Origin of the sequence: Singulisphaera photorubra (assembly GCF_045290345.1) — a bacterium.
Classification (GTDB): domain Bacteria; phylum Planctomycetota; class Planctomycetia; order Isosphaerales; family Isosphaeraceae; genus Singulisphaera.
Map to the genome: position 1 here is coordinate 2,508,606 of NZ_CP155447.1, position 26,738 is coordinate 2,535,343.

The 26,738-nt window shown below is 61.7% G+C and carries 24 protein-coding genes; 12 read left to right on the forward strand and 12 right to left on the reverse strand.

Annotation, left to right across the window (positions count from 1 at the left end; translation table 11 throughout):
* Nucleotides 1–69: 69 nt before the first annotated feature.
* Nucleotides 70–576: a VOC family protein gene (locus V5E97_RS09535; RefSeq protein WP_406699089.1), complete on the reverse strand. Its 507-nt coding sequence runs from the start codon at nt 574–576 to the stop codon at nt 70–72.
* Nucleotides 577–970: 394 nt separating this feature from the next.
* Between V5E97_RS09535 and xseA the strand changes: the two genes are divergently transcribed.
* The 4 genes from xseA (at nt 971) to V5E97_RS09555 (ending at nt 4,128) form a co-directional block, all read left to right on the forward strand.
* Nucleotides 971–2,758 carry an exodeoxyribonuclease VII large subunit gene (xseA, locus tag V5E97_RS09540; protein ID WP_406699090.1) on the forward strand — a complete coding sequence of 596 codons (1,788 nt, stop codon included), beginning with the start codon at nt 971–973 and terminating at the stop codon, nt 2,756–2,758.
* Complete coding sequence (gene xseB / locus V5E97_RS09545; RefSeq protein ID WP_406699091.1) at nt 2,758–3,069, forward strand: exodeoxyribonuclease VII small subunit; 312 nt, start codon at nt 2,758–2,760, stop codon at nt 3,067–3,069. The genes xseA and xseB overlap by 1 nt, the downstream gene beginning before the upstream one ends.
* A 277-nt stretch (nt 3,070–3,346) precedes the next feature.
* Nucleotides 3,347–3,604: a hypothetical protein gene (locus tag V5E97_RS09550; RefSeq protein ID WP_406699092.1), complete on the forward strand. Its 258-nt coding sequence runs from the start codon at nt 3,347–3,349 to the stop codon at nt 3,602–3,604.
* 50 nt (nt 3,605–3,654) lie between these two features.
* Nucleotides 3,655–4,128, forward strand: coding sequence for a YbhB/YbcL family Raf kinase inhibitor-like protein (locus V5E97_RS09555; protein ID WP_406699093.1), 474 nt, complete (start codon nt 3,655–3,657; stop codon nt 4,126–4,128).
* A gap of 68 nt (nt 4,129–4,196) precedes the next feature.
* Here the strand turns inward: V5E97_RS09555 and V5E97_RS09560 are convergent, their stop codons facing one another.
* Together V5E97_RS09560 and V5E97_RS09565 are read right to left on the reverse strand one after the other, a co-directional pair.
* Complete coding sequence (locus tag V5E97_RS09560) at nt 4,197–4,805, reverse strand: Hsp20/alpha crystallin family protein (RefSeq protein ID WP_406699094.1); 609 nt, start codon at nt 4,803–4,805, stop codon at nt 4,197–4,199.
* Between the two features lie 123 nt (nt 4,806–4,928).
* Nucleotides 4,929–5,666, reverse strand: a complete 738-nt coding sequence (locus V5E97_RS09565) for a BON domain-containing protein (RefSeq protein WP_406699096.1) — start codon at nt 5,664–5,666, stop codon at nt 4,929–4,931.
* 812 nt (nt 5,667–6,478) lie between these two features.
* Between V5E97_RS09565 and V5E97_RS09570 the strand changes: the two genes are divergently transcribed.
* Complete coding sequence (locus V5E97_RS09570) at nt 6,479–7,783, forward strand: TAXI family TRAP transporter solute-binding subunit (protein ID WP_406699097.1); 1,305 nt, start codon at nt 6,479–6,481, stop codon at nt 7,781–7,783.
* 207 nt (nt 7,784–7,990) lie between these two features.
* Here the strand turns inward: V5E97_RS09570 and V5E97_RS09575 are convergent, their stop codons facing one another.
* The 3 genes from V5E97_RS09575 to V5E97_RS09585 form a co-directional block, all read right to left on the reverse strand.
* On the reverse strand, nt 7,991–10,543 hold the full coding sequence (locus V5E97_RS09575) for a multicopper oxidase domain-containing protein (protein WP_406699098.1): 2,553 nt from the start codon (nt 10,541–10,543) through the stop codon (nt 7,991–7,993).
* Between the two features lie 140 nt (nt 10,544–10,683).
* Complete coding sequence (locus V5E97_RS09580) at nt 10,684–10,806, reverse strand: hypothetical protein (protein ID WP_406699099.1); 123 nt, start codon at nt 10,804–10,806, stop codon at nt 10,684–10,686.
* 668 nt (nt 10,807–11,474) lie between these two features.
* The gene (locus V5E97_RS09585) at nt 11,475–11,969 is read right to left on the reverse strand and encodes a hypothetical protein (protein ID WP_406699100.1); all 495 of its coding nucleotides are present in this window, start codon (nt 11,967–11,969) and stop codon (nt 11,475–11,477) included.
* Between the two features lie 468 nt (nt 11,970–12,437).
* Between V5E97_RS09585 and V5E97_RS09590 the strand changes: the two genes are divergently transcribed.
* Genes V5E97_RS09590 through V5E97_RS09600 form a run of 3 tightly spaced genes read left to right on the forward strand, consistent with a single transcriptional unit; the run spans nt 12,438 to nt 15,003 of the window.
* Nucleotides 12,438–13,256 (forward strand): ATP-grasp domain-containing protein, encoded by an 819-nt coding sequence (locus V5E97_RS09590; RefSeq protein ID WP_406699101.1) that lies wholly within the window; start codon nt 12,438–12,440, stop codon nt 13,254–13,256.
* The gene (locus V5E97_RS09595; RefSeq protein ID WP_406699102.1) at nt 13,249–14,163 is read left to right on the forward strand and encodes a hypothetical protein; all 915 of its coding nucleotides are present in this window, start codon (nt 13,249–13,251) and stop codon (nt 14,161–14,163) included. Before V5E97_RS09590 ends, V5E97_RS09595 begins: the two co-directional genes overlap by 8 nt.
* A 30-nt stretch (nt 14,164–14,193) precedes the next feature.
* Nucleotides 14,194–15,003 (forward strand): HEAT repeat domain-containing protein, encoded by an 810-nt coding sequence (locus V5E97_RS09600; protein WP_406699103.1) that lies wholly within the window; start codon nt 14,194–14,196, stop codon nt 15,001–15,003.
* 302 nt (nt 15,004–15,305) lie between these two features.
* Here V5E97_RS09600 and V5E97_RS09605 read toward each other — a convergent pair whose 3' ends face one another.
* Nucleotides 15,306–16,340, reverse strand: a complete 1,035-nt coding sequence (locus V5E97_RS09605; RefSeq protein ID WP_406699104.1) for a hypothetical protein — start codon at nt 16,338–16,340, stop codon at nt 15,306–15,308.
* 159 nt (nt 16,341–16,499) lie between these two features.
* On the opposite strand from V5E97_RS09605, the gene V5E97_RS09610 reads away from it, so the two are divergent.
* The 3 genes from V5E97_RS09610 (at nt 16,500) to V5E97_RS09620 (ending at nt 17,899) form a co-directional block, all read left to right on the forward strand.
* On the forward strand, nt 16,500–16,859 hold the full coding sequence (locus V5E97_RS09610) for a hypothetical protein (RefSeq protein ID WP_406699105.1): 360 nt from the start codon (nt 16,500–16,502) through the stop codon (nt 16,857–16,859).
* A gap of 132 nt (nt 16,860–16,991) precedes the next feature.
* Nucleotides 16,992–17,219, forward strand: a complete 228-nt coding sequence (locus tag V5E97_RS09615) for an HTH domain-containing protein (protein ID WP_406699106.1) — start codon at nt 16,992–16,994, stop codon at nt 17,217–17,219.
* Between the two features lie 104 nt (nt 17,220–17,323).
* On the forward strand, nt 17,324–17,899 hold the full coding sequence (locus V5E97_RS09620) for a hypothetical protein (protein WP_406699107.1): 576 nt from the start codon (nt 17,324–17,326) through the stop codon (nt 17,897–17,899).
* Nucleotides 17,900–18,117: 218 nt separating this feature from the next.
* On the opposite strand, the gene V5E97_RS09625 is transcribed toward V5E97_RS09620, so the two are convergent.
* Both V5E97_RS09625 and V5E97_RS09630 read right to left on the reverse strand, forming a co-directional pair.
* Nucleotides 18,118–18,486, reverse strand: coding sequence for a hypothetical protein (locus tag V5E97_RS09625; RefSeq protein ID WP_406699108.1), 369 nt, complete (start codon nt 18,484–18,486; stop codon nt 18,118–18,120).
* Nucleotides 18,487–18,613: 127 nt separating this feature from the next.
* Nucleotides 18,614–18,790, reverse strand: coding sequence for a hypothetical protein (locus V5E97_RS09630; RefSeq protein ID WP_406699109.1), 177 nt, complete (start codon nt 18,788–18,790; stop codon nt 18,614–18,616).
* Nucleotides 18,791–19,558: 768 nt separating this feature from the next.
* Here V5E97_RS09630 and V5E97_RS09635 point away from each other — a divergent pair.
* On the forward strand, nt 19,559–22,540 hold the full coding sequence (locus V5E97_RS09635) for a hypothetical protein (protein ID WP_406699110.1): 2,982 nt from the start codon (nt 19,559–19,561) through the stop codon (nt 22,538–22,540).
* A gap of 882 nt (nt 22,541–23,422) precedes the next feature.
* Here V5E97_RS09635 and V5E97_RS09640 read toward each other — a convergent pair.
* From V5E97_RS09640 to V5E97_RS09650, 3 genes are all read right to left on the reverse strand, one after another.
* Entirely contained in the window at nt 23,423–24,331 is a 909-nt protein-coding gene (locus V5E97_RS09640) for an IS3 family transposase (protein WP_406698230.1), read from the reverse strand.
* Nucleotides 24,328–24,603: a transposase gene (locus V5E97_RS09645; protein WP_406699111.1), complete on the reverse strand. Its 276-nt coding sequence runs from the start codon at nt 24,601–24,603 to the stop codon at nt 24,328–24,330. The genes V5E97_RS09640 and V5E97_RS09645 overlap by 4 nt, the downstream gene beginning before the upstream one ends.
* A 371-nt stretch (nt 24,604–24,974) precedes the next feature.
* On the reverse strand, nt 24,975–25,874 hold the full coding sequence (locus V5E97_RS09650) for a ParA family protein (RefSeq protein WP_406699112.1): 900 nt from the start codon (nt 25,872–25,874) through the stop codon (nt 24,975–24,977).
* Nucleotides 25,875–26,738: the final 864 nt, after the last annotated feature.

Genomic DNA, 26,738 nt, shown 5'->3' on the forward strand with positions numbered 1-26,738 from the left:
AAGGGAGTGAGTGGGGCGACGCCAGATCGGTTGGCCGAACGCCGATCTCTCGGTTCACAGCACCGGCTGTCAGGGCGTCGTTGCTTCTCGCAACAGCGCTTCCAGGTCGAGACGTCGAGTGAACATGTTTATGTTTCCGTCGGGATCCCGGGGCCACTGTTCCGTCGGCCGGTCCCAGTAGAGCTCCACGCCGTTCTCGTCCGGGTCACGGAGGTAAAGTGCCTCGCTCACCCCGTGGTCGCTGGCTCCATCGAGCGTGATCCCCGCCGTCAGCACACGCCTTAACGCATCCGCCAGCGCAGCCCTCGTCGGGTAGAGGATTGCGAGGTGGAACAGGCCGGTTGTGCCGCGTGGTGGCGGCGGTCCCCCCTCGCTCTCCCAGGTGTTCAAGCCGATGTGGTGATGATAACCCCCCGCAGACACGAACGCCGCCTGTCCGCCGTACCGTTGCGTCAACTCAAACCCAAGGACACCGCAGTAAAACCCGAGCGCCCGCTCCAGATCGGCGACCTTCAGGTGAACGTGGCCGATGCGGACGCCGGGATCAATGGGCGTTTGATTTGGAGAAGGGTTCATGATATTGGCTCATTCCTGGCGAGAAGATCACGGCCTCGATCGGGCGTGTTCGGGGCGACCCGAGCGACCTCTGTGCGGGCAGAATGGTGTCGACTTCCTTGTTTTGCGGCCTTGAGGGCCGATCGTCAATAGCCGGGTCGAAAACGCTTGCGGACTATTGGCCCGAGCCGCTGTTCTTGTGAGCGAGCGGCCTCAGGTCGTCGAAAATTGGTGACAATCCCTTCCAGGATGGGAGAGAGTTTTCCGTTCAGGGAATTTGGGTAACGCGAGGGGGATCGAAAAAATCGCTGTGGGCCTGTTTTGCGCGGTTCGCGTTGACCCGTGTGCGGGTCTATGCTTCGATGGCGACGGTGTTTCGCAGGGTGGCGAAGCCTGGCCTCATAAAGCGATCCGCATGACTTTCAACCCTCGTGTCGATTTGCGGGTCCCCTTCGTCGAGAAGGAGGACGCGAAGGCCCTTGGTGCCCGCTGGGATTCCCAGAAGAAGCTCTGGTACGCCCCGCCAGGAGCCGACCTTGATCCTCTCAAACGCTGGGTTCCCAAAGACTTCCTGGCCCCGACGCTTTCCACCTTGGTGTCGAGCCCTGATGTCGAATCCGAGAAGGGTATTTCCCTCTCGAATTTATTGAGTCAGGTGCGAGGGGTGATCGAGGAAGGGATGCCGGTCGCGGTCTGGGTCCGGGCCGAGATTAGCGAGCTGTCGGGCAAGAACGGGAATCTCTATCCGAAGTTGACCCAGAGAAACGAACAGGGCGACATTCTCGCCCAGTCGAAGTCGGTCATCTGGAAGAGCCGAGCCGCGGCGATCACGCAGAAGTTCACGGAGGCGACCGGCGAGGGGTTGAAGCCCGACATCAAGATCCTTTGCCTGGTCAAGGTCCGGTTCGACCCGCTGTTCGGTCTGGACCTGATCATCGAGGACGTGGATCCGTCCTATACGGTTGGGGATCTTGCCGCCAAACTTGCCCGGATCCGGGAATGGCTCGTCAGGGCGGATCTTTACGAACGGAACCAGGACCTTCCCGCCCCTGTCGAGTTCGTTCGGGTCGCCGTTATCAGCCCCGAGAGCTCGGCGGGCCTGGGCGACTTCCGGCGCGAGACCGACCGGCTCCAACATGCCGGGCTCTGCGACTTTCTCTTCTTTGGGGCGACGTTTCAAGGGGTGAACGCCCCGTCCTCGATCCGCGTTGCCATCAACGAGGCCCTCGGCGCCCACCGCCAGCGACCGTTCGACGTTCTGGTCATCATCCGGGGTGGCGGGTCGGTCACGGACCTGGCCTGGCTCAATGACCTCGAGTTGGCTCAACTCGTCTGTCGTTCGCCGATTCCCGTGCTGACCGGCATCGGCCATGAGCGGGATTCGACGATCCTGGACGAGGTCGCTCATCGCCGGTTCGATACGCCGTCGAAGGTCGCTCTGTTCCTCACGACGACGATCCGGGACAACGCCCTGGCGGCAATCACGGCGCTCGCTCAGGTCAAGCTGCAAGTCGCTCGCATTCTCACCCGAGAGCGCACGGCCCTCGCCACTCAGGCCGATCGGCTCGAGGCTGGGGTCCGTTCGATGACGCAGCAAGCCGAGGACGACCACCGGAAGTTCATGTCCGTCGTCCGAACGGCCACGCATTATCAGTTGCGAGAGGCGAGCCAGTCCCTGGAAGTCGGCTGGACCCGTTTGGTGGACCAGGCCGAGCAAACGCTCGGCGAGGCGGAATTCCAACTCAGGCAATCCATGGAGACGATCGCTCATCGCTCCCAGCTTCAACTCGGAACCCAAACCGCGACGATCGAGAAGGCTGCCAATAGCATCGCGTTGCAGGCCACGGCGAAGATCGAGGCGGTGGCCTCCGAGCTTGAGCACGGACAAAATCAGGTGGCCAGAGACGCGGCCCGCTGGGTCAAGGCAGCCTCGGTCAATCTGGAAGAGTCACTCGCTTCGATGGCTCGACGCGCTGTCACGACGGCCGAGGTCGCAAAGAACGGCGTGGAAAGTTACGCCCGGATCGTCGTCGGGCTGGGGCCTCAGGCTACACTCCGCAGAGGTTTCTCGATCGTCAGGGACACGGCAAACCGGCCTATCACGAGCCGGGAGGCTGCGCTGAGGAATGCGGAATTCACCGTGCAGTTCCACGACGGGAACGTGCCGGTCGCAAATCGAGAATTTGATAGGAAAGGTGTTTGATGAGCAGCGATCTGGACAGCACCAGCTTCAACAAGAACTACCGGGTTTTGAAGGAGACCGCCGACTGGCTCTCGGGACAGAATGAACCGGACATCGATCAACTCGTCCCGAAGGTCGAGAAGGCGATGAAGGCGTACACGATCTGCAAGGACCGGCTGGACAAGGTGCAGGCCACCCTGGGGCAATACTTTCAGCCGGATGGGACCGTGGCGGAAACCACGGTTTCGGGGGATGGAGAGGGTCGGGTGAAGAAAGTGAGAAAGGCGACGAGGCCCGAGCCGGATCGAGACGACGACGACCTTCTGGTTTGAGATAGGAAGGTCACGCAGCCATCCGCGATCCCCCTTTCAGAGGGCGAGCCCTTCTCCGTCGGCCTGAGCGGTGATCGTCTGCCTCGCCCTCCCTTTGCGATGGCCACCAAGGCCCGTCTCGATCCGGAAGGATTCCAGGTCGAGCGGCGTCATTCGGTTTGACCGTCGCTTCGTCGTGCCAAAACGAGGCTCTCGGGCCCGAGAATTGCGGCCTTGTCCTTCCATTCGACGAACTCCGGGACCTGAGGACCCGGTCGACTCGATGGAGACGCTTGCCATGAGAGAGATCCGAATGACCATGCCGGAACTTGCCCTGATCGCCGGCACGCGCGGGATGCTGGGCGCTGGGTTCGGTCTCCTGCTGGCGGACCGCCTGTCCGAGGGACAGCGCAAGTCCGTCGGCTGGACACTCATGCTTGTCGGTGTTCTGACCACCATCCCCCTGGCAATCGAGGTGTTCGGCGCGATCCGAGCCGCCGAACGGACGGGACGCGCAGAGTCCAGCCCTGAACTTGCGCACGCATACGTCTTGTGAGGTTGAATCAACCACCCTGGACCGTGGAGCAGTGCAAAGGGGATCCGTCGATGAACATGACGATCCGCAGCAAGGCTTTCGACGACGGGCAGGCGATCCCTCGCCGGTATGGCGAGGATGGTGAGGACGTCTCGCCGCCCCTGACTTGGTCGGGCCAGCCTGACGGGACCCGCGAGCTGGCACTGATCGTGGACGACCCCGACGCACCCACGGCCGAGCCTTGGGTTCACTGGGTCATTTACAAGATTCCAGGGGGCATCCACACCCTCCCGGAGGGCTTGCCTCGGACGCCGATGCCGAACGCCCCCACGGGCGCATTGCAAGGCAAGAATTCGTGGGGCGGAGCCGGCTATCGTGGCCCAGCTCCACCCCGCGGCCATGGCACTCACCACTACCACTTCCGCCTCTACGCGCTCGATGCGCCACTGCAAGCGGCAGGGGGGCTGGATAAGGGAGCCCTGATCCAGGCCATGCAGGGGCACATCCTTGCCCATGCGGAACTCATCGGGACCTATAAACGATAGGCGATTCGCTCACGCCCTGGTGGTCGGGGTGAGCTGGCCGTCATCCTCGGCGAAGGCGATGCCGACGCTCATCCTTTGATTTCAAGGCGTCGGCCAGGGTTCGTCTCCCGCTGGGATGCAGGGACGGTGACTTCGAGAACTCCGTCACGGAAGCTTGCATCGGCCTGATCGATTTTCGCCCCCTCGGGCAGCGGAATCGTGCGGTAGAAGCTTCCGTACGAGCGCTCGGTGTGAAAGAAACCCTCACGACGCTCCTCGTACTCCTTCCGTCGCTCGCCTCGGATCGACACAGCCTCGTCCGTGACTTCAACCTGAACGTCGTCCTTGTTCAAGCCGGGTAGGTCGGCGCGGATCACCATTCGGTCGCCGCGTTCGAAGACCTCGACCTCGGGTGACCAGCCAGCCAGGTCGAACCCCTCGCCCCGAGGCGCGGGTCGACGTTCGGGCGACCAAGGCATCAGCGCGCCGGGGCCGACCCCGAAGCCCTCGAAGACCCGGCCCATCTCCTCGGCAAACCGGTGCATGACGGCAAAGGGGTCGCCCAACCACGGAGATGCCGTTGTCATCGCTCGAGGAGCAAGGGTCGATTGCCGTCCCTCAAGTCGATCGGTCGTCCGCAATTCGGTCTCGTTCCCCTTTTTCGCAGATCCGTTTCCTCTTTCTTTAGTCTTGTGCATGATTCCATCTCCTTGGCTTTGAACATGCCTTGAAAGTCAGAGGTCATGCGGTTTTTGTGCATGATGTGATCGCTGTTACAGTGAAAGTCTCGCTGTGTCTGGTCGTTCTCGGTCGCTCCCTATTCAGGGGCCGACTCGAGTTGCCATCATTCCGGTCACGCCTGCGCCACTGGAACTGTCCCGGGGTACGCCCCCCCGCTCGTCCCTGCAACGGCTTTGAGTTTCGGCGGAGGCATTGGCCAGACCACGAGCCGTCAGGCCGACGCATAAGGCGCCGACGGCCAGGCTCGCCAGGTGCTTGTGTTTGATCGCCTGCGCGATCAGCATTCCGCCGGCCAGGCCGATGAGAGCCGTGGTCGCAGGCCTCCCGTACTCTTCGGCGATTCCACGGCGGATGTGGGGCCGCAACGACCCGCCCTGCAACGCGGGGTGGTCGCCGGCTTGCTGGTGGACCTCCAGTTGGTTCTCGACGACGAGCACTCCACGCACCGTTCTGACTGTTTCCATGAGGGTTTCCACCTCATGGGCCAGGATCGGGCCGGAAAGCATGGCTCGTCCGTCTCGCACGACGACTCGGAGGGATCTCGGGTGTGAGACAACATGTCCCAGGGCCGCCCGCGCTCGCGCCTCGATCACGTCGTCAGGGGCGAAATCATCCGAGAACATGGCCCTCGCCTCGGCGGAGAGCCTGGAGGCCCTGGTTCTCAGGTCGTGCCAGACGATGTGGAGAATTGCTTCGATCTCGTGCATGCTGTGAATACACTGATCACGCAGCAAGGCCCGTCGTCGCCGACCGACTCGAGGGTCGAAGAAATACATCAAACCAACGCCGAGGCCGAGGCCGGTTAGTCGCTGCACCATTGGCCCGCCTCCTTCCCGCTACGCCTGCGAGTCGCTCGCCCTTGCTTGCGGTTCTGCCGCACCGATTGGGCGTTGGCACGACTCGGCTTCTATGTCTCGACGCGAACTTTGAACGTCCCTGTCCGCAGTCGTCTCAAGCGGTTTCGAGATGAATATTGTTTGCTTGCTTGGAACCGCGCAGTCATTCCGCTCGCGGTCTGGTGTCGTTGGGAAGCCGGTCTCCTGGCCTCTGGAAGGCACTCTTGTTCGCGGACTGAGGCCTATCTTGTCTCCTTTGGTGACATCTTGGCCTCTTGGTCCTTGTTTGCCAGACGCCTCTCCTCACAGGTCGCTCGACTTTCGGCGTCTATGAATTTAGATATGCAAATTTTGAGCCGTCGGCAAGTTGGTTGACATCGATTTTATTGTCGCCATGTGAAAGACAGAACGATCCAGGATCAGAACGCAACCTGACGGTGAAGGACGTGGCCACCTTCGTACTCCACGCACGGCCCGGCGATAGGGGCTTACCCGTCCGTTTCCCGCGTGGCGACCCTCTCATGGGGAGGATTGCAGTTCGGGGGACGCGTGTTCGTGTGTTTAGGAGAATTGTCCTGCCGCCGATTTCTGGAGCCGGCACGCGAAGTGGATTAGAATCAGAGCATCCCCAAACTTCCTGCCGGTCCGAGGTTTGGGAGGTTTCGGCGTCGGGACGACCATCCATTTTTATCTTCTCCCAAGGAGCTCAGGTCTTGCCCTTCTTGTCTTGGTCCCCAGTGATGACGTCAAGGTCTCGCAGCCACGGCAGGCCTGCGATCGCCGTGTGGTTTTGGGTGCTCGGTTCTTGTCTGGCGATCTTCGTCGCGACGTACATGATCTTTGTCGAGCCGCCCCCTCCCCGCAAAATCGTGATCGCGAGTGGCGGCCAGAATGGAGCCTATTTCCACTACGCACAGAAATATGCGGAGGAAATGAAGAAGGAGGGCCTGACGGTCGAGGTGCGCGAGACGGCGGGCTCGGTGGAGAATTTGCGCTTGCTGGGGGAGGACGGCTCGGGCGTGGTGGCCGCGATCGTTCAGAGCGGCCTCGCCAATCCTGAGGAGTTAGAACGCTTTCACTCCCTGGGCAGCCTGTATCGTGAGCCCTTGTGGGTCTTCTACCGCGGCGACAAGGAACTTGGGCGGCTCAGCCAACTCGCGGGCAAACGCGTCGGTGTCGGTCCGTCGGGCAGCGGAACCTACGCCATCGCCAAGCAGATGCTCGCCGCCAACGGCCTGATCGACTCCGGTTCCCCCGAGCAGAATTCGCCGGCCGTGCTGGTCCAGGAGGATGTCGCTGTCGCCGCCAAGGCCTTGGCGGAGGGAAAACTGGATGCCGCGTTCTTCGTGGCCGCCTTCGAGGCGGATTACATCCAGAGCCTGCTGCGCGATGCTCGTGTAAGGCTGCTGAACTTCGACCAGCACGAGGCCTATCATCGCCGCTTCCGATTCCTTTCCCCGGTCAACGTGCCGGCAGGATTGGTGGATCTGGGCCGGAACATCCCGGGGCGGGACATCGCCCTGCTGGCGCCAACCGCCATGCTGGTCGTCCGTAGCGACATTCACCCCGCTCTGGTCCCCCTCTTGCTTACGGCCGCGAGACGCATTCACGGCAAGGGGGATGCGGTTTCCGATCCTGGCGAGTTCCCCTCCGCATCGTATTGCGATTTCTCCGTGAGCGAGGACGCGAGGCACTTTTACAGGTCCGGCCCGCCCGTGCTGCAGCGGCTACTCCCCTTCTGGCAGGCATCGCTCGTCGATCGGGCCAAGGTGATGCTCATCCCGATGATCATGCTGATGATGCCGTTGCTCCGTGTCACTCCTCCGCTGATGCGCTGGCGGACAAGACGGAAGATCTACCTCTGGTATTCCGACCTCCGAGAGATCGACCGAAGACTGATCCCCGGCCTGCCGGGCCTCGAACTGAACGAGGAACTCGCGCGTCTGAAAGATATCGAGTACCAAGTGGCCCACGTCGATGTGCCGTTAAGTTATATGAAGGAGTTTTACCATCTCCGTCTTCATATCGCGATGCTAAAACAACACCTCCTCGACTTGTTGGCGGGGAAAGTGTCGACCGAAGTGGGGGCGGATCCCTGAAAAGTAAGTGACGCCCTTGCTCATACGTTGGCAGTGGGGTCTCCGTTGACGCTGATGCCGGCCGGTCGCTCAGCCGTGATCCCGCACCTCGGGCTTGCTTGTTGATGAATTGAAGATTGCTGGTGTCTGGATGGGATGCCAGTCGGAGGTGGGGTGTCACGGCGCGGGCGCTTTGCTCGGAGCCAAGTCGCCCGCGTCGCGCGATTGCTATCCGTGCGTGCTCGAGCCTGGTTTCATGCTGCCTGTCGCGAAGAGGGTTCGGCGCAATCCATTGCCCACGGCATGAGTGGTCACGATGTCGTCGCGGCTGCTGCCATACGGCGCCAGGGGGCGCGTTCCGGCCAGCGATGCGACCCGGACACCGCCCCGGAAACGCCGGCCATAGGCGAGGAAGGCATCCACCTGGGTCAGCCCTGATTTCGTCGCCGTGTGGGTGGTGGTGGCGGCGGCATGGCTGCCATGGGACATCGTTTCGCTCTCGTAGGAGAACAGCTTCACGAGCGGTTGGCTACCCGGCCCGGCCCCTGTAATGACGTCGGTGTAGCCGAAGCCCTTGACGTTGCCCGCGGCCACGAATACGCCGCCCCGGTGGCTGGAGTCGTCGACGAGGACGCTGGCAAGCAGGCTCGAGTCCGCCCCGCTGAACACCTTGACCCAAGGCGCGGCCCCCGGGCCGGCGCCTGCGATCAGGTCGTACCGGCCGTCGCCGTTGATGTCTCCGGTGGCGACTCTCACGCCGGACCGCGTCCCTGCGCCGAATGCCAGGAAGTCGTGGAGTAGCGCTGACGGCTGGATCAACCGGTTACGGCCCACCTGGTCCAGCTTGGTCGCATCGACGACCCGGATGCCGGGCCTTCCCCCATCCCCTTCGCCGACGACGATATCGGCTTTATCGTCTCCGTCAAGGTACCCGGCCGCCACGGAAACGCCGTGTTTGGCATGGGGGCCGAACGCCAGGAAATCGCCGAGCAGGGCATCCGGCAGGATCACCCGCGAGGCGGCCTTGACCCAGCCCAGCTTCCTGCCGTCGATCACCTTGACCTGGGGAAGGCCGCGGGCCCGCCCCGTGATGACGTCGTTCACGCCGTCACCGTTGACGTCGGCCATCGCCACGTTCACGCCGCCCCGGTACGAGGGCTCGTAGGCCAGAAAATCGCCAACCACTTGGCCCGTGATGGGGTCGATGACATTCACCCGGGGGAGGCTGCCGGCGTTGGCCGCGACGGCGTAAGTCGGCACCTCGGGGGCCAGCCGGATCAGGCCCATCATGCCGTGGTCTTCGTGGAACAGGATATGGCAATGATAGACGACGGTGCCGACGTAGTCCGTGAAGCGTAATCGGATGACGACCCGTCCAGGCTCGCCGGTGACCGGATCCTTGGCCGGGATATTCACCGTGTCAAGTAAGCTGCCGCCGATGAACTGTTCCGACTGGGGCGGGGTATCCGCCTCGCTGGCCGGCGTGAATCCCTCGGTGTACTGGGCCGTCGCGTTGATCAGCATCGGTGTGCCGTCGGCGGGCACCGCTCTGCCATTGACCGACATCAACTGGAAGCCGTTCTGGTGGATGTGGAACGGGTGGAGTTCGGAGGTGTCGTTGAGGAGGGTCCATTCCTCCACCGTGTTGAGCCGGGCCGTAATTGCCGGGACGTTCGGGAAGGTTTGCCCGTTGACGGAGTAGACGAGGTTCGCCTTGTCCTCCTGGAACAGGATGGAACGCTCGGCGGCGGGAATCGCCGCGCCCAGGTCTTCGTAATAGTTCGCGGGCGGAGTCAGCGTCGTGGGCAGCGAGGCGGCCACCGGGGTGCCCTTCACCTCCAGTGTCGTCAGGGTTTCGGCGAAAGCACTATTGAAGCCGTTGAAGTACCCGAGGGTCCGGAAGCCATAACTGCCGGGTGTCGTCCTGGCCTGAACGAGGAAGGAGACCCGGCTGCCCGGCACCAGGTCGATGAAGTCGACGGTCTGGACCCTCGTCAGTGGATTGCCGTCCTGGGCTACGACGTGTAGCTGGTGGCCGTCCAACTGGAGGCGGAAATAGCTTTCGAAGCTGAGGTTGGCGACGTTCCAGACCTGAATCTCGCCCGGAGCCATGGTCATGGTCGGCTTGATCTGGCCGTTGACCGAATAGTAGGCAGGCGTGTCGAGTCCGCTGAAGAGTGGGGCGCCACCGGAACTCGAAATGGTCTTGATCCCCAGGAGTGCTTGTTCGTAACCGTCGAGTTCGGGCGCTCCCCCGTCGGCCCGTCCGATGACGAGCATGCCGGATAGCCCCGCCCTGATCTGGTCATCGACCAGGCCGTGCTCGTGTGGGTGATACCAGTACATTCCCTGGGGATGATCGGCGGGAATCTGGATCCGGTAATCGTTGGACTCCCCCGGGGCAATCTGGAGTAAGGGGTTGTCTCCATTCCCCACGGGAGACACATGCAAGCCGTGAGTGTGCAGGTTGGTCTGCTCGGACAGCCGGTTCACGAGCTTGAGGTCGAGGAGGTCCCCCGGATGGGCCTTCAGCGTCACGCCCGCGAAGCTGCCGTTGTAGGTCATGGTGCCGGTGACCGCTTGGCCCTCGATCAGCGCGGGCGTCTCCAACTCCTCCAGAGTGGTCTGGAGCGTGCCGTTCTGGCTGCTGATCACCGGAGGCTCGACCAGCACCGCGGGGGCCAGGCGATCCTCGACCGGTTCCAGAACCGGACGGCAGCAGGAAGAGTTCCCGCGGGGCCTTCGACCGATCGGTCCCAGCAGACTGCGGAACGATTTCAAGACGGCACCTCTGTCATAAGGAGGGGGGAGCGATACGGCCAGCGATGGAACGTGAATGCGTTTTATGGTTATGTCTTATTGCGTTGCCCGTTGGCGAACACCTCATCGAACTATCAATTAACAGATGCTCATTCAGGGGGCTAACAGCCATTCGAGGGGGATAGATCGGTGCCGGCCGGGAACGCCTCGGCCAGGTCGTTGTTCGTCATGGACTTGGGGACGCTGGAATGGGAGCGAGGGATCGGCACACGCACGCGACTCATCGTTGAACCTCATCGTTCGCGAGCCAGTGGGACCCGTTGCAGTCGGCATCGACGGCAAGGCGCTCGGACTTTCGGGGGTAATCCTGACTCTTGGCACAATTTGCGTAAGCCGAACAGGACCATGCCTGTTAAGTTGGCCGAATTGTCAGGCGTTCGGCTTCCCGATGGAGCCGGGCCTCGCGGTGGCCAACTCGTTCCGAGTCAGGTGGGTGAGATCCGTGAAATGCATTATCGGTCGGTAGGGCCGCCTGGCTTCGAACTCATCTCGCTGAGTGCACTGGTTGGTCCTCGGGCAACTGTCGTGGATCCCGGATTTCGGACCCCTCGGTAAGTTGTCCTTGAGGGAGGACTTACCGAGGGAGAGGTATGGGACGAATCCGCAACCGGCACTCGGCGGCAATCAAGGCGAAGGTCGCCTTGATTGCCGCCCAGCAGGACAGGACAATCGCCGAGTTGGCTAAGCCGCACCTGAACAACCCGGTGCAGAACAGTCACTGGAAGAACTGGTTCCTGGATGGGCTAGAGGGCCTTTTCAAGAACCGATCGGCCGGCCACCTGTCTGGCGTCTTTGATTCATTCTGGACGCATAAGCCATTTTTTGTTGGGAGGCGGCGGTTCGCTGTTGAGGGCTTGTCGGTGATACCCGATTTGTCATTGACAGGGGCACATCAATCCGCGCTGAACTCGACCCCCGTGACTCGACCATCCCTGAAATTCACGATGCCCCAATCCGAATTGTAGGCGGGCTCTTCGGAGTGACGGAATACGAGGGCCCCTCGAATCGTGAACTCCCCAGGCGGAACCGGTGGCTTCGTGAGTGGGTTCGTCGGCCAGCCCGTTCCTTCGATGTAACCCGCCATCATGGCTTTGACTTCGCTCACGCTCATTCCGGGCCGGATGGAGTAAAGGTCTTTGAGAAAGCCGTTGCGGCTGGACCAGGGCGTGAGGTGCAGGACGGATGCGACCACACACATGGAGATCAAGATCACGAGCCGCCCAAGCTGCTGCCCTGGTGGTCTTTTTCGCAGCAGTCCGACGGCGAACATCGCCGTAGCCGCCACATACAGCCACCAGGGAACAGGGATCGCAACAAGCAGTTCGCTCGCGGCGAAGAGCAGCATTGCCAAGGACGCGAGGGTAAGGGCGGTGACGCGTATAGCCATGTATGATCTCGGTCTGAAAGAGCATCTCATCGTGCTTATCCTGTGCCAGACATGCCATTGCAAAGACCTCAGCTTTCTACGGTTTCTCCTTTCGAGACAACGGAAGAGAGGGTGGTTGGTGGCCAGGCTCGTAAAGCGGGCAAGAGGGAGGGATTGGCGAATTCATCTCGATCGGCGACTGAGTGCCTCTTTTGCTGGTTCTCCCCGGCCTCCCACCTGAGGTGTCTGCAACTCCCGGAGTCATTGGTGTGTGGTGAAGGAGTCGGGAAGGAGCGACATTGTCGACAGCACAACCCGGCTGTCCGTGGCCTGCTGAACAGGTGAGGCCGTGGGTCTGTCTGTCCCGTTTGATTTTAGGCGCTTTCGAACCTCGGTGCTCACGACTGCATCCAAGTTAATTACCGAACGCAATCCTGAGTAGGGTCGCACTCAACTCGACCGCTGGCAGATTGGACGGAGGTGTTGGCCGTGGAATCGATCCTCCTCGTCGGGCTGGACGAACCTGAGACCAGCGAACTCCGAGGTCGCTGCGCCCAGCCGGTCCTCGCCTTCGAGACCCTGCCTCGTATCCAGGTGGACCGAGGGCGGCTCATGGTCGAGCATCCCCATCGGATGAACCAGTTCGTCCCAATCGGGCGGGCCGTCTTCCACGCCATCTTCGAGGACGATTTCGATTTCATCACGGCGTTGGCCTTGTGGGGCGGGCCGTGCCTGCCGGGTGCCCGAGGCATGATGGACCTGAGGCACCGGCTGCCAGGGCTGGTACGAGCGATGGCCGTCACCCGCTTCGGCCATGTTCCCCGTGGCTATGCCGACCGAGGCACGATCGTCGTCACTGATTCCGAGCGAGTCGCCAAGTGGGGCAACTGGCACTGCGGCGAGGATAAAACCCGCTTCTCCGGTTCCTGGAACACCACCCAGCCCACTCTGTTCGAGGAATACGTCGAGGGGGAAGCCGTCCGCATCGTCCTGGTCGGCGAGCGTGCCTGGCAAGTCCGCATGGCGGGCGACGGCTGGCTACAGTCGATTCATCACCAGGACGCCGCCTTCATGCCGATCGACCCTGAGTTACTCGACGACAGTCGCCGCCTGGCCGCCCACTTTGGCCTGGAGATCGTCGGCGTGGACTACATCGTCGCCCCCGACGGCTCCCGGCACCTGCTGGAGGTCAACCACGTTCCGAACGTTAGGGTCTTCTCCGAGGTCCGGGAGGCGTACCTGGATCTGGTCGTCGAGTGGGCATCTCGCATCGACATCCAGCCTGGGAAGGGATTAGGACGTGTTTAAATTTCGCCAACCGAACAAAAGTCTGATTACCTGGAAGCGGGCAAGGGGCATCTTCAATCATCCCAGGCCGCCCGAAAGCGTGTGGGAACGCCAATTCGATGACTCCAGCTACCAGTTGGAGCGGTTGGCGAGGACTCGCTACGATCAAATCGACTTCGGTGACTTGCGGTATTATTACCTTGACCTCGCCTACGTCGAACTCCAGCAAGACCTCTTCAACTACCTCTTCCCGGTCTGCTTGATGCACTGGCATGCCTCGCTCATGCAGAACCAGGAATGCTCGCATAGCGACTCCGAGTTCCATCAGGGCGTACTCAGGGGCAACATCCTTGAGAAGATGGTCACTCCGCAGCAACGGGATGCCATCTCCGAGTTTATCCGTGACAGTTTCCTGGAGCGGCTCGATGCCGAGCGAGGATTCGCCTACGAGGGGGAAAAGACACCGGCCTACGGCTGGATCAGTCGGTTCAACTCGGTCGGCTTGATCATGCCCGGGATCGACCTGCTCTGGGAGCCTTGGTGGACGCTCGACACACCCGGTCGGGCCGTGGCGGCCCTCCAGTATTGCTCGGGACTGATGTACCTCGAAGGGGAGAACCCTCTGTTCGGACGATGGACGCCGGGCCAAGGTGGGGGCGGCCCCTGTTTGTGGGAGAACGACAGCCTGATCCCCGACGTGGGATGGAAGCCGGAGAACCTCGACTTCCTCTCCAAGACCCTCACCGCCGAATTCGTGGAAGATCGGGTCGTGAAGGCCGTGGCCCGGCTGGAGGGCGAGCCCGAGTGGCAGAAGGCCAGACGACTGGAGAATGACCTCCCCGAGAGTCGGGAACTCGTCTCGCTCCGGGTGGCGAAACTCCCGACCCTCCTCGCCAAGCCTCCGGGACTCGACGGTTGGAACGTCTGAATTTTCCAAGCCTGCTGACGGAGGAATTCGATGGAGTCGCCTTACGATGATCCCCGATCCGTGGACGAGTTGATCTCGGCGGCCCTCAGCGAACCCGATGAGGATCACGCCTGGGACGCCATCTGGGTCCTGAGATGGCGAGGCACTCGGGAGGTCTTCGATCGGTCCTCGGGGCTATGCCGGAGCTTCTGCCCCGTCGAACGTAAACTGGGGGCGGCCGTCCTCGGGCAACTCGGTCTGCCGGAGCGTACGTTCCCCGATCCATGCCTGGGTATCCTCCTGGCCATGCTGGAGGCCGAGCAGGACCACGGCGTCATCAGTTCGATCCTTTTTGCGCTGTCGCACCTCGGATCGCCCGAGGCCATCGGGCCTGCGGCGAGATTCCGAGACGATGCCGATCCTGACGTGCGTGAGGGCGTCGTCCACGCCATGATGGGGCATGAGGACGCTCTCGCCATCGAGGTCCTGATCGGACTTACCAGGGACCAGGAAACCTCCATCCGGGACTGGGCCTGCTTTGCGTTGGGGACACAGGTCGAGGTGGACACGCGGGATTTGCGAGCTGCCCTCGCCGAACGGCTCACCGACGAGGACGACGATACCCGCTGCGAGGCGCTGGTCGGTCTGGCCCGCCGAAAGGATCTGCGGGTGATCTCGCCTCTCCTCGAGGCACTGTCATCGAAATCGGTCTGGAGCATGGAGGTCGAGGCCGCCTCACTGATCGCCGACCCTCGGCTCTACCCGGAACTGATCGCTCTCCGGGGTTGGTGGGACGTTGATGAAGAGCGACTGGAGGAAGCAATCCTGGCCTGTTCACCCCACCTTGAGTCTTGCTCTTGATCGGTGATGGGCAAACATGTCTCGCATCGGTTCACTCGTTTCGCCTCAGGAAGGTGCGATGATCGCCTGTTCTTGGGACGGAATTGCAGGATCGGGCCTTCTCGCCGGTCGCAGGAAGCATCAATCCAGGAGGCTTCCCGGATGCCGACCGTTGACTTCCTTGCCACGTCGAGCAGGGAGTATGGCATGGGGCGGGCGACGAGTCGAAGTTGGGCGTGATCCTGGGACTTTTCCTCCGATGGGTCAGCGGTGATCCAGAATGGGCCATCATCCCTATGATTCGGTCCGTCACGGTTCCCTGTTCACCGATTGAGGCCGTAAAACTTCCGCCAGAACGATGCGATCTCTTCGACCATCAGGGCCGATTTGGGCACCAACCTGTCGGTCTTCCCGGTGTAATCACGAGCGGCATGGTAGAGCCAGTATGATGCCTCGTGGCTCGTGAGCACGGCCTTTAGGGCGTGCTCGACTACCAGGAGATCGAAGCTTTTGACGATCCGAACGACTCCCCACGGGATGTCCTCGTACTCGTCCTGTTCCGCCGCGATCTCCCAAAGCAGGGAATAGAGACGTTTCTTGCCTTCCTCATCCGGCTCGTCGAGGTAGGTCTTCATCTCCTTCACGGCCCGATTGACCAGTGCTCGGTATTGTTTCGGAGCCTCCTTGTCCCGCATCCTCTTCTGGATCTTGCGGGCCAGGAACAGAGCGAACGCCTCGGCGGCTTTGGTGTCTTTGCATAGCCCCTTGAGGGTCGTGAGCCGAGTGATGGAGAAGTGCTCCTTCTGTCGGAGCGCCTCGGCAATTTCCTCCAATTTGCGAACTTTCTCAGCGATCGGCCGTGGGACCGATGGGGCGGCGTCTGCTTTCATTCGGACATTGATTTTGGGCCGTGCTTTCGTCTTCGAAGACTTATGCATTCCATGACGTGATCGATCGGGAGTGCCAGGAGAAAGTTTTGGCTTGGGGCGCTCCCCGGCTCCAAGCTTTGCTGACGTTCCCGCCTGACCGGCTCGAGTTCGAGATCCGCCGATTCCTGGCAGGGTTCCAAGACCACGTAGTTCCTTGGGGCGATACTTCTCCAGCCATGCGGCGATGCCCGCCTCCATCGCTCGCAATGCTTCGTCGAGCGACCCGTACACATCCGTCCCTTCCCAGACCATTCCGCCTCCATAGAGAGCCCTGACAAACGAATGGCTGTCGTCGTCGGCCCCGATCTCGACCCAGCCCTCCTCCTGCGTGACCCAGCGGGTGATGGTGGGAAACCACTGTTCGAAGGATGCCGGTTGGGTCTCATCCTTCCGTCCTGTGGTCCTCGTTCCTCCGGTCTTCTTCGTCATTGTTCTGCTCGACATTAACCGTGTTGCTCAGGCAAAATAAGGCGATTGCCTCGAATGCGACAGAACCCGGGATGGACTACAGAAATGGTGTCCCATCCCGCAGTGTGAAGGATGGAACAGCCACGAGATTTGACGATCTGCGCCAATGAGGCCCTAGCCATGCGGCTCCCACGCTTGCGGTACAAGTTGAGGCAGCTGATGGGCTGGGTGGTCATCGTGGCGATCGCATCGGTCCTTGCTTCGGAAATCTGGGAACCGTTCCCGCCACGGAACAAGCAGGTTGACTTCCTGGTCGGTGCCGCAGTCTCCGTGGCGGTCGGCGTGGGGGCAGTGCGTCATCCGTTGACGTTTCTCGCAATAGCACTCGTGCTATGGGGCGGTGCGCCCGTAATCGACCATGGCTTCAACGCTGTTACCCTGTCGGCTCAAGGAGGTGCTCTGGCCTGGATGATCGGTTCTTCGTGGGGATGGCTTTCCAGGGGCCTCAGAGACGCAAGAATTCCCCTCCCGCCCGAATGAATGGAATGGCACGGCTGAATCAGGAACGAAACTTGACGGACCCATGCTCACAAAACTAAGGTTAGCAGCCATGTCGGGTGTAAACTTCGTAGGTCAGGCTGCAGCATTCTGTGAACAGGTTTGGGTGAACCAATGATAGAATCCCTTCTGGATGCCTGTCGGTACATTCTCGAAGATCATAGGGAAGGCCAGAGCAGCTATTGGCTGGCATCGCAGATCATGGAAATGAAACTCTGGCGGGCGAGTGAGTCCAGTGTTCGCAAAGCCCTCAACAAGGACATCGAAAAGAGCGGCGAGTTATCTCCGTTCGTCAGGGTCGGTGAGGATGAGTTCGCCCTGCGGTCCTGGACGGCGAGATGAATCGGGGAAAATGGCTCGACGATGAAATGATCTCTCCCACAATCGATTCGGTGCCGGATGGTCCGAGGCTACGCCGATCGATTCCACAAAGGCGCTGAGCCGGGGTGGGGATGTTTCGTCTCTACCAGATCACGCTGATTGTCTCGACCCTGGCTCTCTGCTGGCTGGGCATGCAGGTCGTTCACGAGACCGGACATGTCCTGACGGCCTGGGGCAGCGGAGAGAGGGTCGATCGGGTCGTCCTCCATCCCCTGACGATTTCCCGCACCGACGCAACCCACGATCACCACCCACTGCTGACCATCTGGGGCGGTCCGATCTTTGGCACGCTCTTGCCGCTCTGCGTCTCGGCCCTCTCAAAACTGGCCTGCCCCGGCTTAACTTACCTGCTCCGGTTCTTCGCCGGGTTCTGCTTGATTTCCAACGGGGCCTACCTGGGCGTCGGGTCGCTCGAGGGCGTGGGGGACGCAGGTGACCTGTTACGCTATGGGGCTGCCCGGTGGACTCTGATCGCCTTTGGCCTCATCTGCGTGCCCAGCGGGCTCTTCCTCTGGCATGGCCTCGGCCCCCACTTCGGGCTGGGCGAGGCGAAGGGCCGGGTCGATCGTCGGACGACGCTGAGGACCCTTGGCCTCCTCCTGGCCGTGGTGCTGATCGAGGTTATCGTCGATCGCCGATGATGAGCCCTTGCAGGTCTCCTGTGGCCTAAGATCGGGCAAGTGCTACCCGCTTTGAGCGTTCGCTATGCGTATAGGATCAGTATATGATTGGTCGCATGAAGCTCCTCGCAGTCCTGCGTGGAGATCGCCCGGTAGCGGGAGATGAGCGTGGCGGGGTTGCCGTGATCATCTGACACGTCGCTTCCGCCTCCCGCCGTTGTTACACGTGCCTCATTCGGTTAGGTGCCACGATGCTCCAAGGCCGTCGTAAGCCGCCGAATATCGAACTCATAATGTGCAAAAATCGACTGCAAATGATTCCGCCAATCGGGGAGACCGGCGGCGAGGATTTCCACCACTAGCCACCAACCGGGCGTGCCGATCATAAACCGATCTTCGCCGATCCTCACGTAATCCCGATCCGAGCCCACATCGTCGTTGTACGACGGGAATCGAAACTGAATGTAGGTGGCGATCAGGTCGGATACGCTGTTGAAATAGTCCTGGTCATCCTCACTTCGTTGCCAGCAAATCAGCCCTGCGGCGGTTGCATCTCTGATCAAACGCAGCCGTCTGAGTTGGACCTCATAGAGCCGAGACTCTTCCATCTGAATTACCCTTCTTCCACACCAGGCGCTAGAGTGTCGGTGAATGCCATCTTCAAGCTTGGGCAATTCGTCCTGCCCGTAAGCCCTTATTCTCCGGTCGCCGGGCTCCGGTTACCAGGTGGACCACTTACCCTTGACACTGTTGGGTGGGCGGCGGTTCCAGGTAAATGTCGCCCCCAGGGGTGCGAACCGGACGCCGTGCTTGATGCGCCTTCTTGTTGTCGACGACCTTCTTGATTTCGTCCTCTCGGGGCGGCAGGAGATCGTTGTCCTGCCGGTAAAAAGCGGTCACGGCGTCGGGCATCTGGGCCTCTGGCAGGAATCGCTTTGTATCGAGATATGACGGCCGAAGGATCTCGGGGCTCATTCGACAGGAGGAGCAAGCTCTATCAGTACGTCGGAATGAAGTCGATCTGATCGAGTGCCGTTGGATCACCAGGAGGGAGCTGGATCGAATCGATAAATGACCTACTTTCGTGGCTTGCCGAGAGCCGTGAAGAGGAGACGCGTGGCGATACGGTCGCCGTCACGTTCTTGATCGACCCCGAGGGGAGGCTGCGGCTCGCCGACCGTCGCTCGGAGCATGACGCCCGTGGGGTAGCAGCATCGTCTTCTCGGCGGGCGAGATGTTCTTCTTGGCCGAGGGAGAACCAATCTCGGGCGGGCGTTCGACGGGATCGACGTCATCGATCCAGGCCAGAATTGACCGAAGTGATCTTCCGCCTCTGCCTGGGACCCGAATAACGGGCGCGGGCCGAGTGGCCAGGCACTTCAGTCGTCGCGTCTGTGAATTTCAGCGAAATATGGATTAGCCTTCGCTGGGTGCCTGGCCACCAGTTCGCCTCTTGAGAAACCTGGGGTTCGGTGGTAGCTTCCGCCCTGTTCGGCTGACAGAAGGCGGGGCCGCCGCCTGAGCTTGCGAAGTGAAGAACGCGTTCCAGGCGATCTTGGATCGAGCGTACGCTCCCCACCGACAGGCCGGGCCGGGCCGGGCCGTCGTCGGCGGGGGCTTCCTCTTGCGCCGGAGTGGTCCTTCGCTCAGCAGCAGCCTTGCCCGTGGAGAGTGATCGGCATGCGACGTATCCCTTTCTCGTGGTTTGGTTTCGGATGCGCCTTGGTCTTGCTGGCGGCCGCCGATCGTGCGGCCCTGTTCCAGGGGGAGCAGTTTGCGTTCCGCGACGCGGCGCATTATTACAGTCCGCTCGATCAGCGCGTGGCGCAAGAGTGGAACGCGGGGCGTTGGCCGCTCTGGGATCCGTGGCAGAACGGGGGCCAGCCGCTGCTGGGCAGCCCGACGGCCGCGGTCTTTTACCCGGGCAAGCTGCTCTACTTGACGTTCTCGGCCTCCTGGGCCCCCCGCCTCTACGTGGTCGCCCACACGGTGCTGGCGTGGCTGGGGATGTATCGGCTGGCACGTGCTTTGGGGGTCAGCCCCGTCGGCGCCGGCCTGGCGGGGCTCAGCTACGGCTTCGGAACGCCGGTTCTCCTCCTCTATAGCAATCCCATCTATCTCGTCGGCGCGGCCTGGCTTCCTTTCGGCCTTTGCGCCGTCGACGGGATCGTTCGGCAGGGACGGCCCTGGGCGTGGCTCGAGCTGGCCGTGGTCCTGTCGCTTCAAGTCCTGGGCGGCGATCCCCAGGCGGCCTACCTGACGGTACTCAGCGGCCTGGGGTATCTCGCCCTGACGTCCTGGCGAGAACGACTGCGGCTCTTTCTTGGCGGGGGCCGCGGCCTGCTGCTGGCCTCGGCCCTCGTCGGGTTCTGGATCGTGGCGACCCTGGTCGGGGCCTGGAGCCGACGGAGCATCGGCGGTTGGATCAATCCGATCTGGATCCCGGCCGCCGCGGCCTGGGCCGGGGGCGTGGGCTGGTGGCTCTGGACCTGGAGGATCGCCCGCGCGGACCGCTCGGCGGCGGGCGAATCCTCGGACCGAGGCCCGTCGCGCCTGCTCCAACTCGCGGGGGCGGCCGGCCTGGCGCTGCTCGTCTCGGCGGTGCAGATCGTTCCGACCGCGGAGTTCACCGCGGCGAGCAATCGGACGGGCGAGAGCTCGGCGTTGGCGTTCACCAAGTTCAGCGTCGAGCCCTGGCGGCTGGTCGAGTGTCTGTGGCCCTCGGTCTTCGGATTGTGGCTCCCGGAGAACCAAAGCTGGATCCAGGCGATTCCGCCCCACAACGACCGGCAATTGTGGCACCACTCGCTCTACGTCGGCGGTCTGACGCTGCTGCTCGGGCTGGGGGCGGTCGGGCTTCGCCGCGGTCCGCCCTGGCGAGCCTGGCTCACGGCGATCGTCGTGGTCGGCCTCGCGGCCGGTTTCGGACGATTCGCCAGTCCACTTTGGTGGGTCCGGGCTATCCCCGGCGCTGGGGCGATGCTCGGGGCTCACGACCCATTGTACAGCATGCCTCGGATCGACGGCTTCGTCGACGATGGGTACGGCAGCGTCTCCACCCTGTTGGCGGCGGCCTTTCCCGGCTACGGCTTCTTTCGGTATCCGAGCAAGCTGTTCACCTTTTCGGCCGCGGCGTGGGCCGTCCTGGCCGGCGTCGGCTGGGATGAGGCGACGGCCGGGCGGGATCGCCGGCTGACTCGACGTTGCGTCGTCGCCCTGGCATTGAGCGTCGGGGCCCTGGCTCTGGCCTTGCTCTTCAGACACCAGGCGGTCGCCGTCCTGACCGGACGAATCCCCGGCAACGCCTTGAGCGGGCCCGCCGACCCGCGCGGCGCCTGGATCGAGACCCAACGGGCGCTGGCTCACGCCGCCGTGGTCCTGGCCCTTGGCCTGGTGCTGGCCCGGTGGGGGCCGCGTCGGCCGCGGCTGGCGGGCGCCCTGGCGCTCTTGGTCACGACCGCCGACCTGGGAGCCGCCAACGGTCGGCTGGTCTGGACGGCCCCGAACACGATCTTCGACGCCACGCCCGAGGTCGCCGCACGCATCGCCGCCGCCGAACGATCCCAACCGGCGGCCGGGCCGTTCCGCATCCATCGCCTCCCTCTCTGGCATCCCGAACGCTTCCTGGCCGCGTCCTCGCCCGACCGGCTCAGCGAGCTCACCGCCTGGGAACGCGGCACGCTGCAGGGGCTCTACGGCCTTCCTCTCGGCCTCGAACGGACCGTGCACGCCGGCGTCCTCGAACTGGACGACCACCTCCTCAACTTTCACCCTCGGCTCCTCCCCGCCCACGGCGCGGCGGTCAAGGCCCTCGGCGTGACGCCCGACCATCCGGTCCTCGTCGCCCCCCGACGCAGCTTCGATCTCTGGGGCACGCGGTACTTCATCATGCCGGTGAAGCAGGACGGCTGGAACACCGAGGCTCGCGGCTACGCCTCGTTCGTCCCCAACACCGAGCTCATCGCCCCCGCCGCCGCCGCCCTGGCGAAGACCCCGGGAGGGCGCTCCGGCTGGGCCAAGCGGCAAGACTGGCAGCTCCTCCGCAACAACGACGCCTACCCCCGCGCCTGGATCGTCCACCACGCCCGAATCGTCGCCCCCGCGACCGACCCCGACTCTCGCACCCGGCTCGTCGACGAGATCGCCTACGCGAACGACTTCTTCTGGTCGGAGCCCGGTCGCCGGGTCGCGGACCCTCGCACCATGGCCTGGATCGAGACCAACGACCGCAAGGCGCTGCAGGGCGTCCTGGGCCCGAAGCCGCCGGGATCGACCGAGTCGGTGACCGTGACCCGCGACGAGCCACTCCGCGTCGAGCTCGACGCGCGACTGACGAGCCCCGGCCTCGTGATCCTGGCCGCCACCCACTACCCCGGCTGGCGCCTGACGATCGACGGCCGAGCCGCCCCGATCCTCCGGGCCAATCGGACGATGCGCGGGGCGGCCGTCGCCACCGGCCGACACAAGCTCGTATTCGTCTATGATCCCTGGTCGTTTCGGATCGGCCTGGCCGCCTCGGCCGTCGGCCTGGCCCTCCTCCCGGCTCTCGCCACGATCCAGGTCGTTCGTCGCCGCAACTTCAGGTCCCAGACGGGGACTCCCGAGGCCGACGCTCCTGCCCCCGCTCTCGCTCCCGCCGAGGACGCTGACCCCCGACGATGACGCCGTTGGGAACCGGAAGCAGAGCCGGCGAAAGCAAAGCGGCCAGGATGATCTAGGGTCTCAATCCGATGCGTCGGGCAGTCTCCAGTACGTCGAAAGGAAATTGTGACATTCTCAATGTTGTTGTCGCAATATTGATAAGATTATGGATGTGGAATTGATTCGCATGTGAATTCATGCGAGGCCCCGCACTGTTCAGATTTCCGCGATTGGAGAATGCTCTCTTGTTCTGAATTGCCGAGCCAACAGAGCTTCTCGGTTTCCTCCAGATCGAATTCCGTGATCGGCCCGAAGATTATGTAGCCCTCGGCGACCTTCAAGGTCATCACGCGTTCGTAGCCCCGGTGGAGTTGGGCCTGGGTGGCCTGTTTCTCGCCTGGCGGGTGGATCAGATCCGTGAGCAGAGGTAAGGGGCCGGTTGGCCCTACTGGACTTCGTCCGACACATCTCGCCGACTGAACCGGTCACCCAGCAACCGTACTTTGCACTGGAAAGCGCTTTGGCCGGCCGCCTCATGGTTTGCGTTATTCCGCTATTTATAAACAGTGCAACCGGACTGTTAATAGCGGTTTTGAACCGTCAACACCGCAGCAGAAAGCCCTTGAGAACCTTAGTTCCCAAGGGCTTTAGGAGTAATGGGCGGCGCTGGATTCGAACCAGCGACTTCCACCGTGTGAGGGTGCTCAGAGATCCCGCCATTCTCACCAGAACCTTGGCGACAGCAGTATTTTACGCCAACCGGCTGAGATTTGCAAAACCCGTCAAACCGGTACAAATACCGGCAAAAAAACGCGGTACTCGAGCGCAAAACGGTAACAAAACGGTAGTGCAATCGGAGCACCTGGCCTGCTCCCCATTTCTTGGTCCAGCCTTAATGGGAATCTATCCGCGCAGTTGTTCAGTAGGTGGTGCGTCATGGGGCTCCTCTTCTTCTTCGATAGGCATGTACCTCTCGCGTGTCGCCGAGAATTCGGTTGGTGTCAGATAGCCTAACGAACTGTGTGGGCGTTCCGTATTGTAATCCTCCTTCCAGAGCGCCGCCAACGCCAGCGCTTGAGGCACGCTCTCGAACTCCTCCAACTCGAGGAATTCGTCGCGCAACTTGCTGTGGAACGATTCCGCGAACCCGTTCTGCCACGGGCTCCCGGGCGCCACGTAGAGCGTTCCCGAGCCCGATTCCTCCAGGTACGAGCGCACCGCCTCCGCCGCGAACTCCGGCCCGTTGTCGCTGCGAACCCGATGCGGCGGGGCACCTCGCCTCGCCACCACCTCGGAGAGGATCTCCCGGATCTCCTCGGCCGTCATGCCCCGTCGTGCCTCCAGCGACAGGCATTCACGAGTATACTCATCGATTAGACTCAGCCACTTCAAGCTCCGACCGTCGCTGGTACGGTCGAAAATAAAATCACATGTCCATACATCGTCTTTTCCGAGCGACGGTCGGAGATGGCATCCATTGATGTCCTGGCCGTGCGGCCGCCTCGGCTTGTGCACGGCCCGCGGCCCGGCTAGCTTCAGGCCCGACTGCCGCCACAGCCGGTGGACGGCCTTCTTGTTGACGGACCATCCCTCGCGACGCAGCATCGCCCAGATCCGGCGGTAGCCGTATCGAGGGTGCTCGCCGGCCAATACCTCGATCCGGAGTGCCAACGCGAGTCGCTCGTCGCTGTGCATGGGGGCGTAACGCAGGCCAGAGCGATTGACCCCCAGGGCGCGACAGGCGCGGCGCTGCGAGACGTCGAAGGCGTCACACAACTCGGCGACGATCGTGCGGCGACGTGCGGCGGTCATGGCTTTTTTTTCAATGCCTCCTGGAGCATGCGGCGGTCGAGCGCCAGTTCGGCGACGAGTTCCTTGAGACGCCCGTTCTCATTTTCAAGTTCGGAAATTTTGATTTGTTCACCCGATACTGGGTTCTCCTGGAGCGCCTTCCAACGGTAGTAGGTCGTCAGTCCGATGCCACCCTTGCGGCACGCCTGGTTGATGTTCAATCCGGCCTGGAGATCCGCCTGGACCGCGCGGAGGATCTTGGCGATCTGGTCGGGTCTGGGTCGCTTTCGCATGGGTCGCTCCCTGGCTGGGTCAGCCAGTTATACGATTCCCATTAAGCCTGGACCAGATTTTGGGGGGCAGGCCAACCAATTCCGCTCAAAAATCCGTTGTTGTGTGGAGGGCAGGAGGGGATTCCACTAGATATCGGCCCGCTTCAGAAAGAGGTAGCGATTGACCGTCTCAACCGTCTCGATCGTCCCAACGACAATGCGGCAGGGGCTGAAGTGCCTTTGTTGAAAAGAACTTACGCCGATCTCGATCTGGAGACGGTTGCTGGGACGGTTGCATAATTCAGCTCGGGGCGACCGTCTCCATCGCGATTACAAATCTGGAAGCCGGGAGTTTCGGCTACGCTCTATTGCGATGACCTTGCCGATCTTCGCTAGCATCCGACGTCGAAAACGAACTCTTCGTCACACTGTTGCGGCGAGACGGTGTCCAAGATGATGAGTTTCCCTCGCGTTACCCTAAATTGTGACTCTATACGAGTCAGGAGTTCGTTTGAGAAGGTCTCCATGCTCGGGCCCAGGCTGCGGCAGCCGGTCGGTTTGAAGTTCATCCGGCCTTCGTTCTCGATGGTGGGTGATTGGGCAAAGCCAAGGAGGGATGGAACCGACTCAGGGAAGACATCTATCCCCAGAATCGACCGAAGGTGGGCTTCGTACTTAGCCTGCGTCGCCGACCTACGATTGCGCATTGTGATGACTATCCCAGTGAGCTGCAGCCCTGGATTGAAATTCGTCTTCATCTGCTCTACCCGCTCCAGCGTCTCGATCAATCCAATGTTCCCGATGTCGCAAGCTTGGGTCGGGATGAGTGCTGCATCTGCAGCGAGCAACGCCGCGTTGGTCAGTGAACCGATCCAGGAAGGACAATCGATCAGGATAAAGTCGAGACCGTGCCTAACCTGCTCCAGATACTTTTGCAGGCCCTGGTTCGTTGGCCACCTTGAAGAGTCTTCATGCAACTCGGCCCAGACGAGGTAGGGAGTCGACGGGATGAGGAACAAGTTTTGGAATGTCGTTTTGCAAATGACTCGCTTGCCCGTCAGTTCTGGATAGGAGTCATATAAGGCAAGAACATCAACCTGCTTTACCGAAGGCTCGTCCTCTTCTGAGAGCTTTCTGATTCTGAGCTGGCCGGTGAGTCCGCATCTGGGATCATTGTCGACTACAAGGACACGGAACCCCGCCGCCGACAGATACCCACCGAGTCGGACCACGAGCGTCGTTCTCCCGACGCCGCCCTTCGCATTCACGAACGCGATGATCTTCGCACTCATGTCGAATGTCCCCGGTGATACTTCGTTCAATTCTCTAAGCCAGGTGGTGAGTCTTGGCTTGGAAAGTCGAACAAGTCAATACCGATGAACAATCAGTCAGTTCGAAAATTTCAATCTGAAAACCAGATTTTATCTAGTTTGCAGATTGTCCCACAGATTACGCAATGCAGCCTGTTTTTAGGCGAATCCGACCGAACCGGGACGTGGAAAGCCTCCGGTTCGATCGGATTATTGTCTGATTCCGAATTGTCAAAGATCTTCCCCTAGAGGAGCCTCAGACTAGGTCCGCGATATCAGTCAGAGGCATCAGATGAACCGTCGGCCCATCCTCCGAATCCGCCGGCTGGGCAATGACGACCAACGTTCCCTGAACGACTACAGCTTGTGGGGCATTCTCCTCAACAAGTCTTCCAAGCGGTGAAGGCTTAGGTCGACCATGGACCGCACGAACGACTTTGACGAGTGCACGCCTGGCAGTGAAGTATTCATTGGCCGTAGCGTTGAAGTACTCGTCGCTGCATGGTTCGACGCTGCTGTAATTCGCTGCGGCAACTCGATAACGCTTGACTGCACTGATCAATCGAGCGTGAGCGGCATTCAGTCGGGGGGAGGCCGCTGGGTGGCTGGGGGCAACTCCACCGAGTGCGGTGATTGTGCTGGTTGTCGTGAGGATTGTGCGGTGGCTCAAGGGTGTTGCTAGCGTGTTGGCAACTACGGTGCGTGGTTTGGACATCGGACAATCTCCGGATGATGTAAAGGCATGCAGGATGATCATGTAGGGAGTTGCTTGGATCGGATTCTATTTTGATTCGGTCAGCTTCCCCATCTCGTCACGGATTCGGTGAAGGACTAAGCCAATCCGAA

Excerpts from the sequence above, each read along its gene's own strand:
- V5E97_RS09600 (WP_406699103.1), top strand. The coding sequence starts at position 14,194 with ATGGAGTCGCCTTACGATGATCCCCGATCCGTGGACGAGTTGATCTCG.
- xseA (WP_406699090.1), top strand. The coding sequence starts at position 971 with ATGACTTTCAACCCTCGTGTCGATTTGCGGGTCCCCTTCGTCGAGAAG.
- V5E97_RS09650 (WP_406699112.1), bottom strand. The coding sequence starts at position 25,874 with ATGAGTGCGAAGATCATCGCGTTCGTGAATGCGAAGGGCGGCGTCGGG.
- V5E97_RS09640 (WP_406698230.1), bottom strand. The coding sequence starts at position 24,331 with ATGACCGCCGCACGTCGCCGCACGATCGTCGCCGAGTTGTGTGACGCC.
- V5E97_RS09565 (WP_406699096.1), bottom strand. The coding sequence starts at position 5,666 with ATGGTGCAGCGACTAACCGGCCTCGGCCTCGGCGTTGGTTTGATGTAT.
- V5E97_RS09645 (WP_406699111.1), bottom strand. The coding sequence starts at position 24,603 with ATGCGAAAGCGACCCAGACCCGACCAGATCGCCAAGATCCTCCGCGCG.
- V5E97_RS09585 (WP_406699100.1), bottom strand. The coding sequence starts at position 11,969 with ATGGCTATACGCGTCACCGCCCTTACCCTCGCGTCCTTGGCAATGCTG.
- V5E97_RS09610 (WP_406699105.1), top strand. The coding sequence starts at position 16,500 with ATGCGGCTCCCACGCTTGCGGTACAAGTTGAGGCAGCTGATGGGCTGG.
- V5E97_RS09555 (WP_406699093.1), top strand. The coding sequence starts at position 3,655 with ATGAACATGACGATCCGCAGCAAGGCTTTCGACGACGGGCAGGCGATC.
- V5E97_RS09615 (WP_406699106.1), top strand. The coding sequence starts at position 16,992 with ATGATAGAATCCCTTCTGGATGCCTGTCGGTACATTCTCGAAGATCAT.
- V5E97_RS09635 (WP_406699110.1), top strand. The coding sequence starts at position 19,559 with ATGCGACGTATCCCTTTCTCGTGGTTTGGTTTCGGATGCGCCTTGGTC.
- V5E97_RS09630 (WP_406699109.1), bottom strand. The coding sequence starts at position 18,790 with ATGCCCGACGCCGTGACCGCTTTTTACCGGCAGGACAACGATCTCCTG.
- V5E97_RS09605 (WP_406699104.1), bottom strand. The coding sequence starts at position 16,340 with ATGACGAAGAAGACCGGAGGAACGAGGACCACAGGACGGAAGGATGAG.
- V5E97_RS09550 (WP_406699092.1), top strand. The coding sequence starts at position 3,347 with ATGAGAGAGATCCGAATGACCATGCCGGAACTTGCCCTGATCGCCGGC.
- V5E97_RS09625 (WP_406699108.1), bottom strand. The coding sequence starts at position 18,486 with ATGGAAGAGTCTCGGCTCTATGAGGTCCAACTCAGACGGCTGCGTTTG.
- V5E97_RS09535 (WP_406699089.1), bottom strand. The coding sequence starts at position 576 with ATGAACCCTTCTCCAAATCAAACGCCCATTGATCCCGGCGTCCGCATC.
- xseB (WP_406699091.1), top strand. The coding sequence starts at position 2,758 with ATGAGCAGCGATCTGGACAGCACCAGCTTCAACAAGAACTACCGGGTT.
- V5E97_RS09560 (WP_406699094.1), bottom strand. The coding sequence starts at position 4,805 with ATGCACAAGACTAAAGAAAGAGGAAACGGATCTGCGAAAAAGGGGAAC.
- V5E97_RS09580 (WP_406699099.1), bottom strand. The coding sequence starts at position 10,806 with ATGAGTCGCGTGCGTGTGCCGATCCCTCGCTCCCATTCCAGCGTCCCC.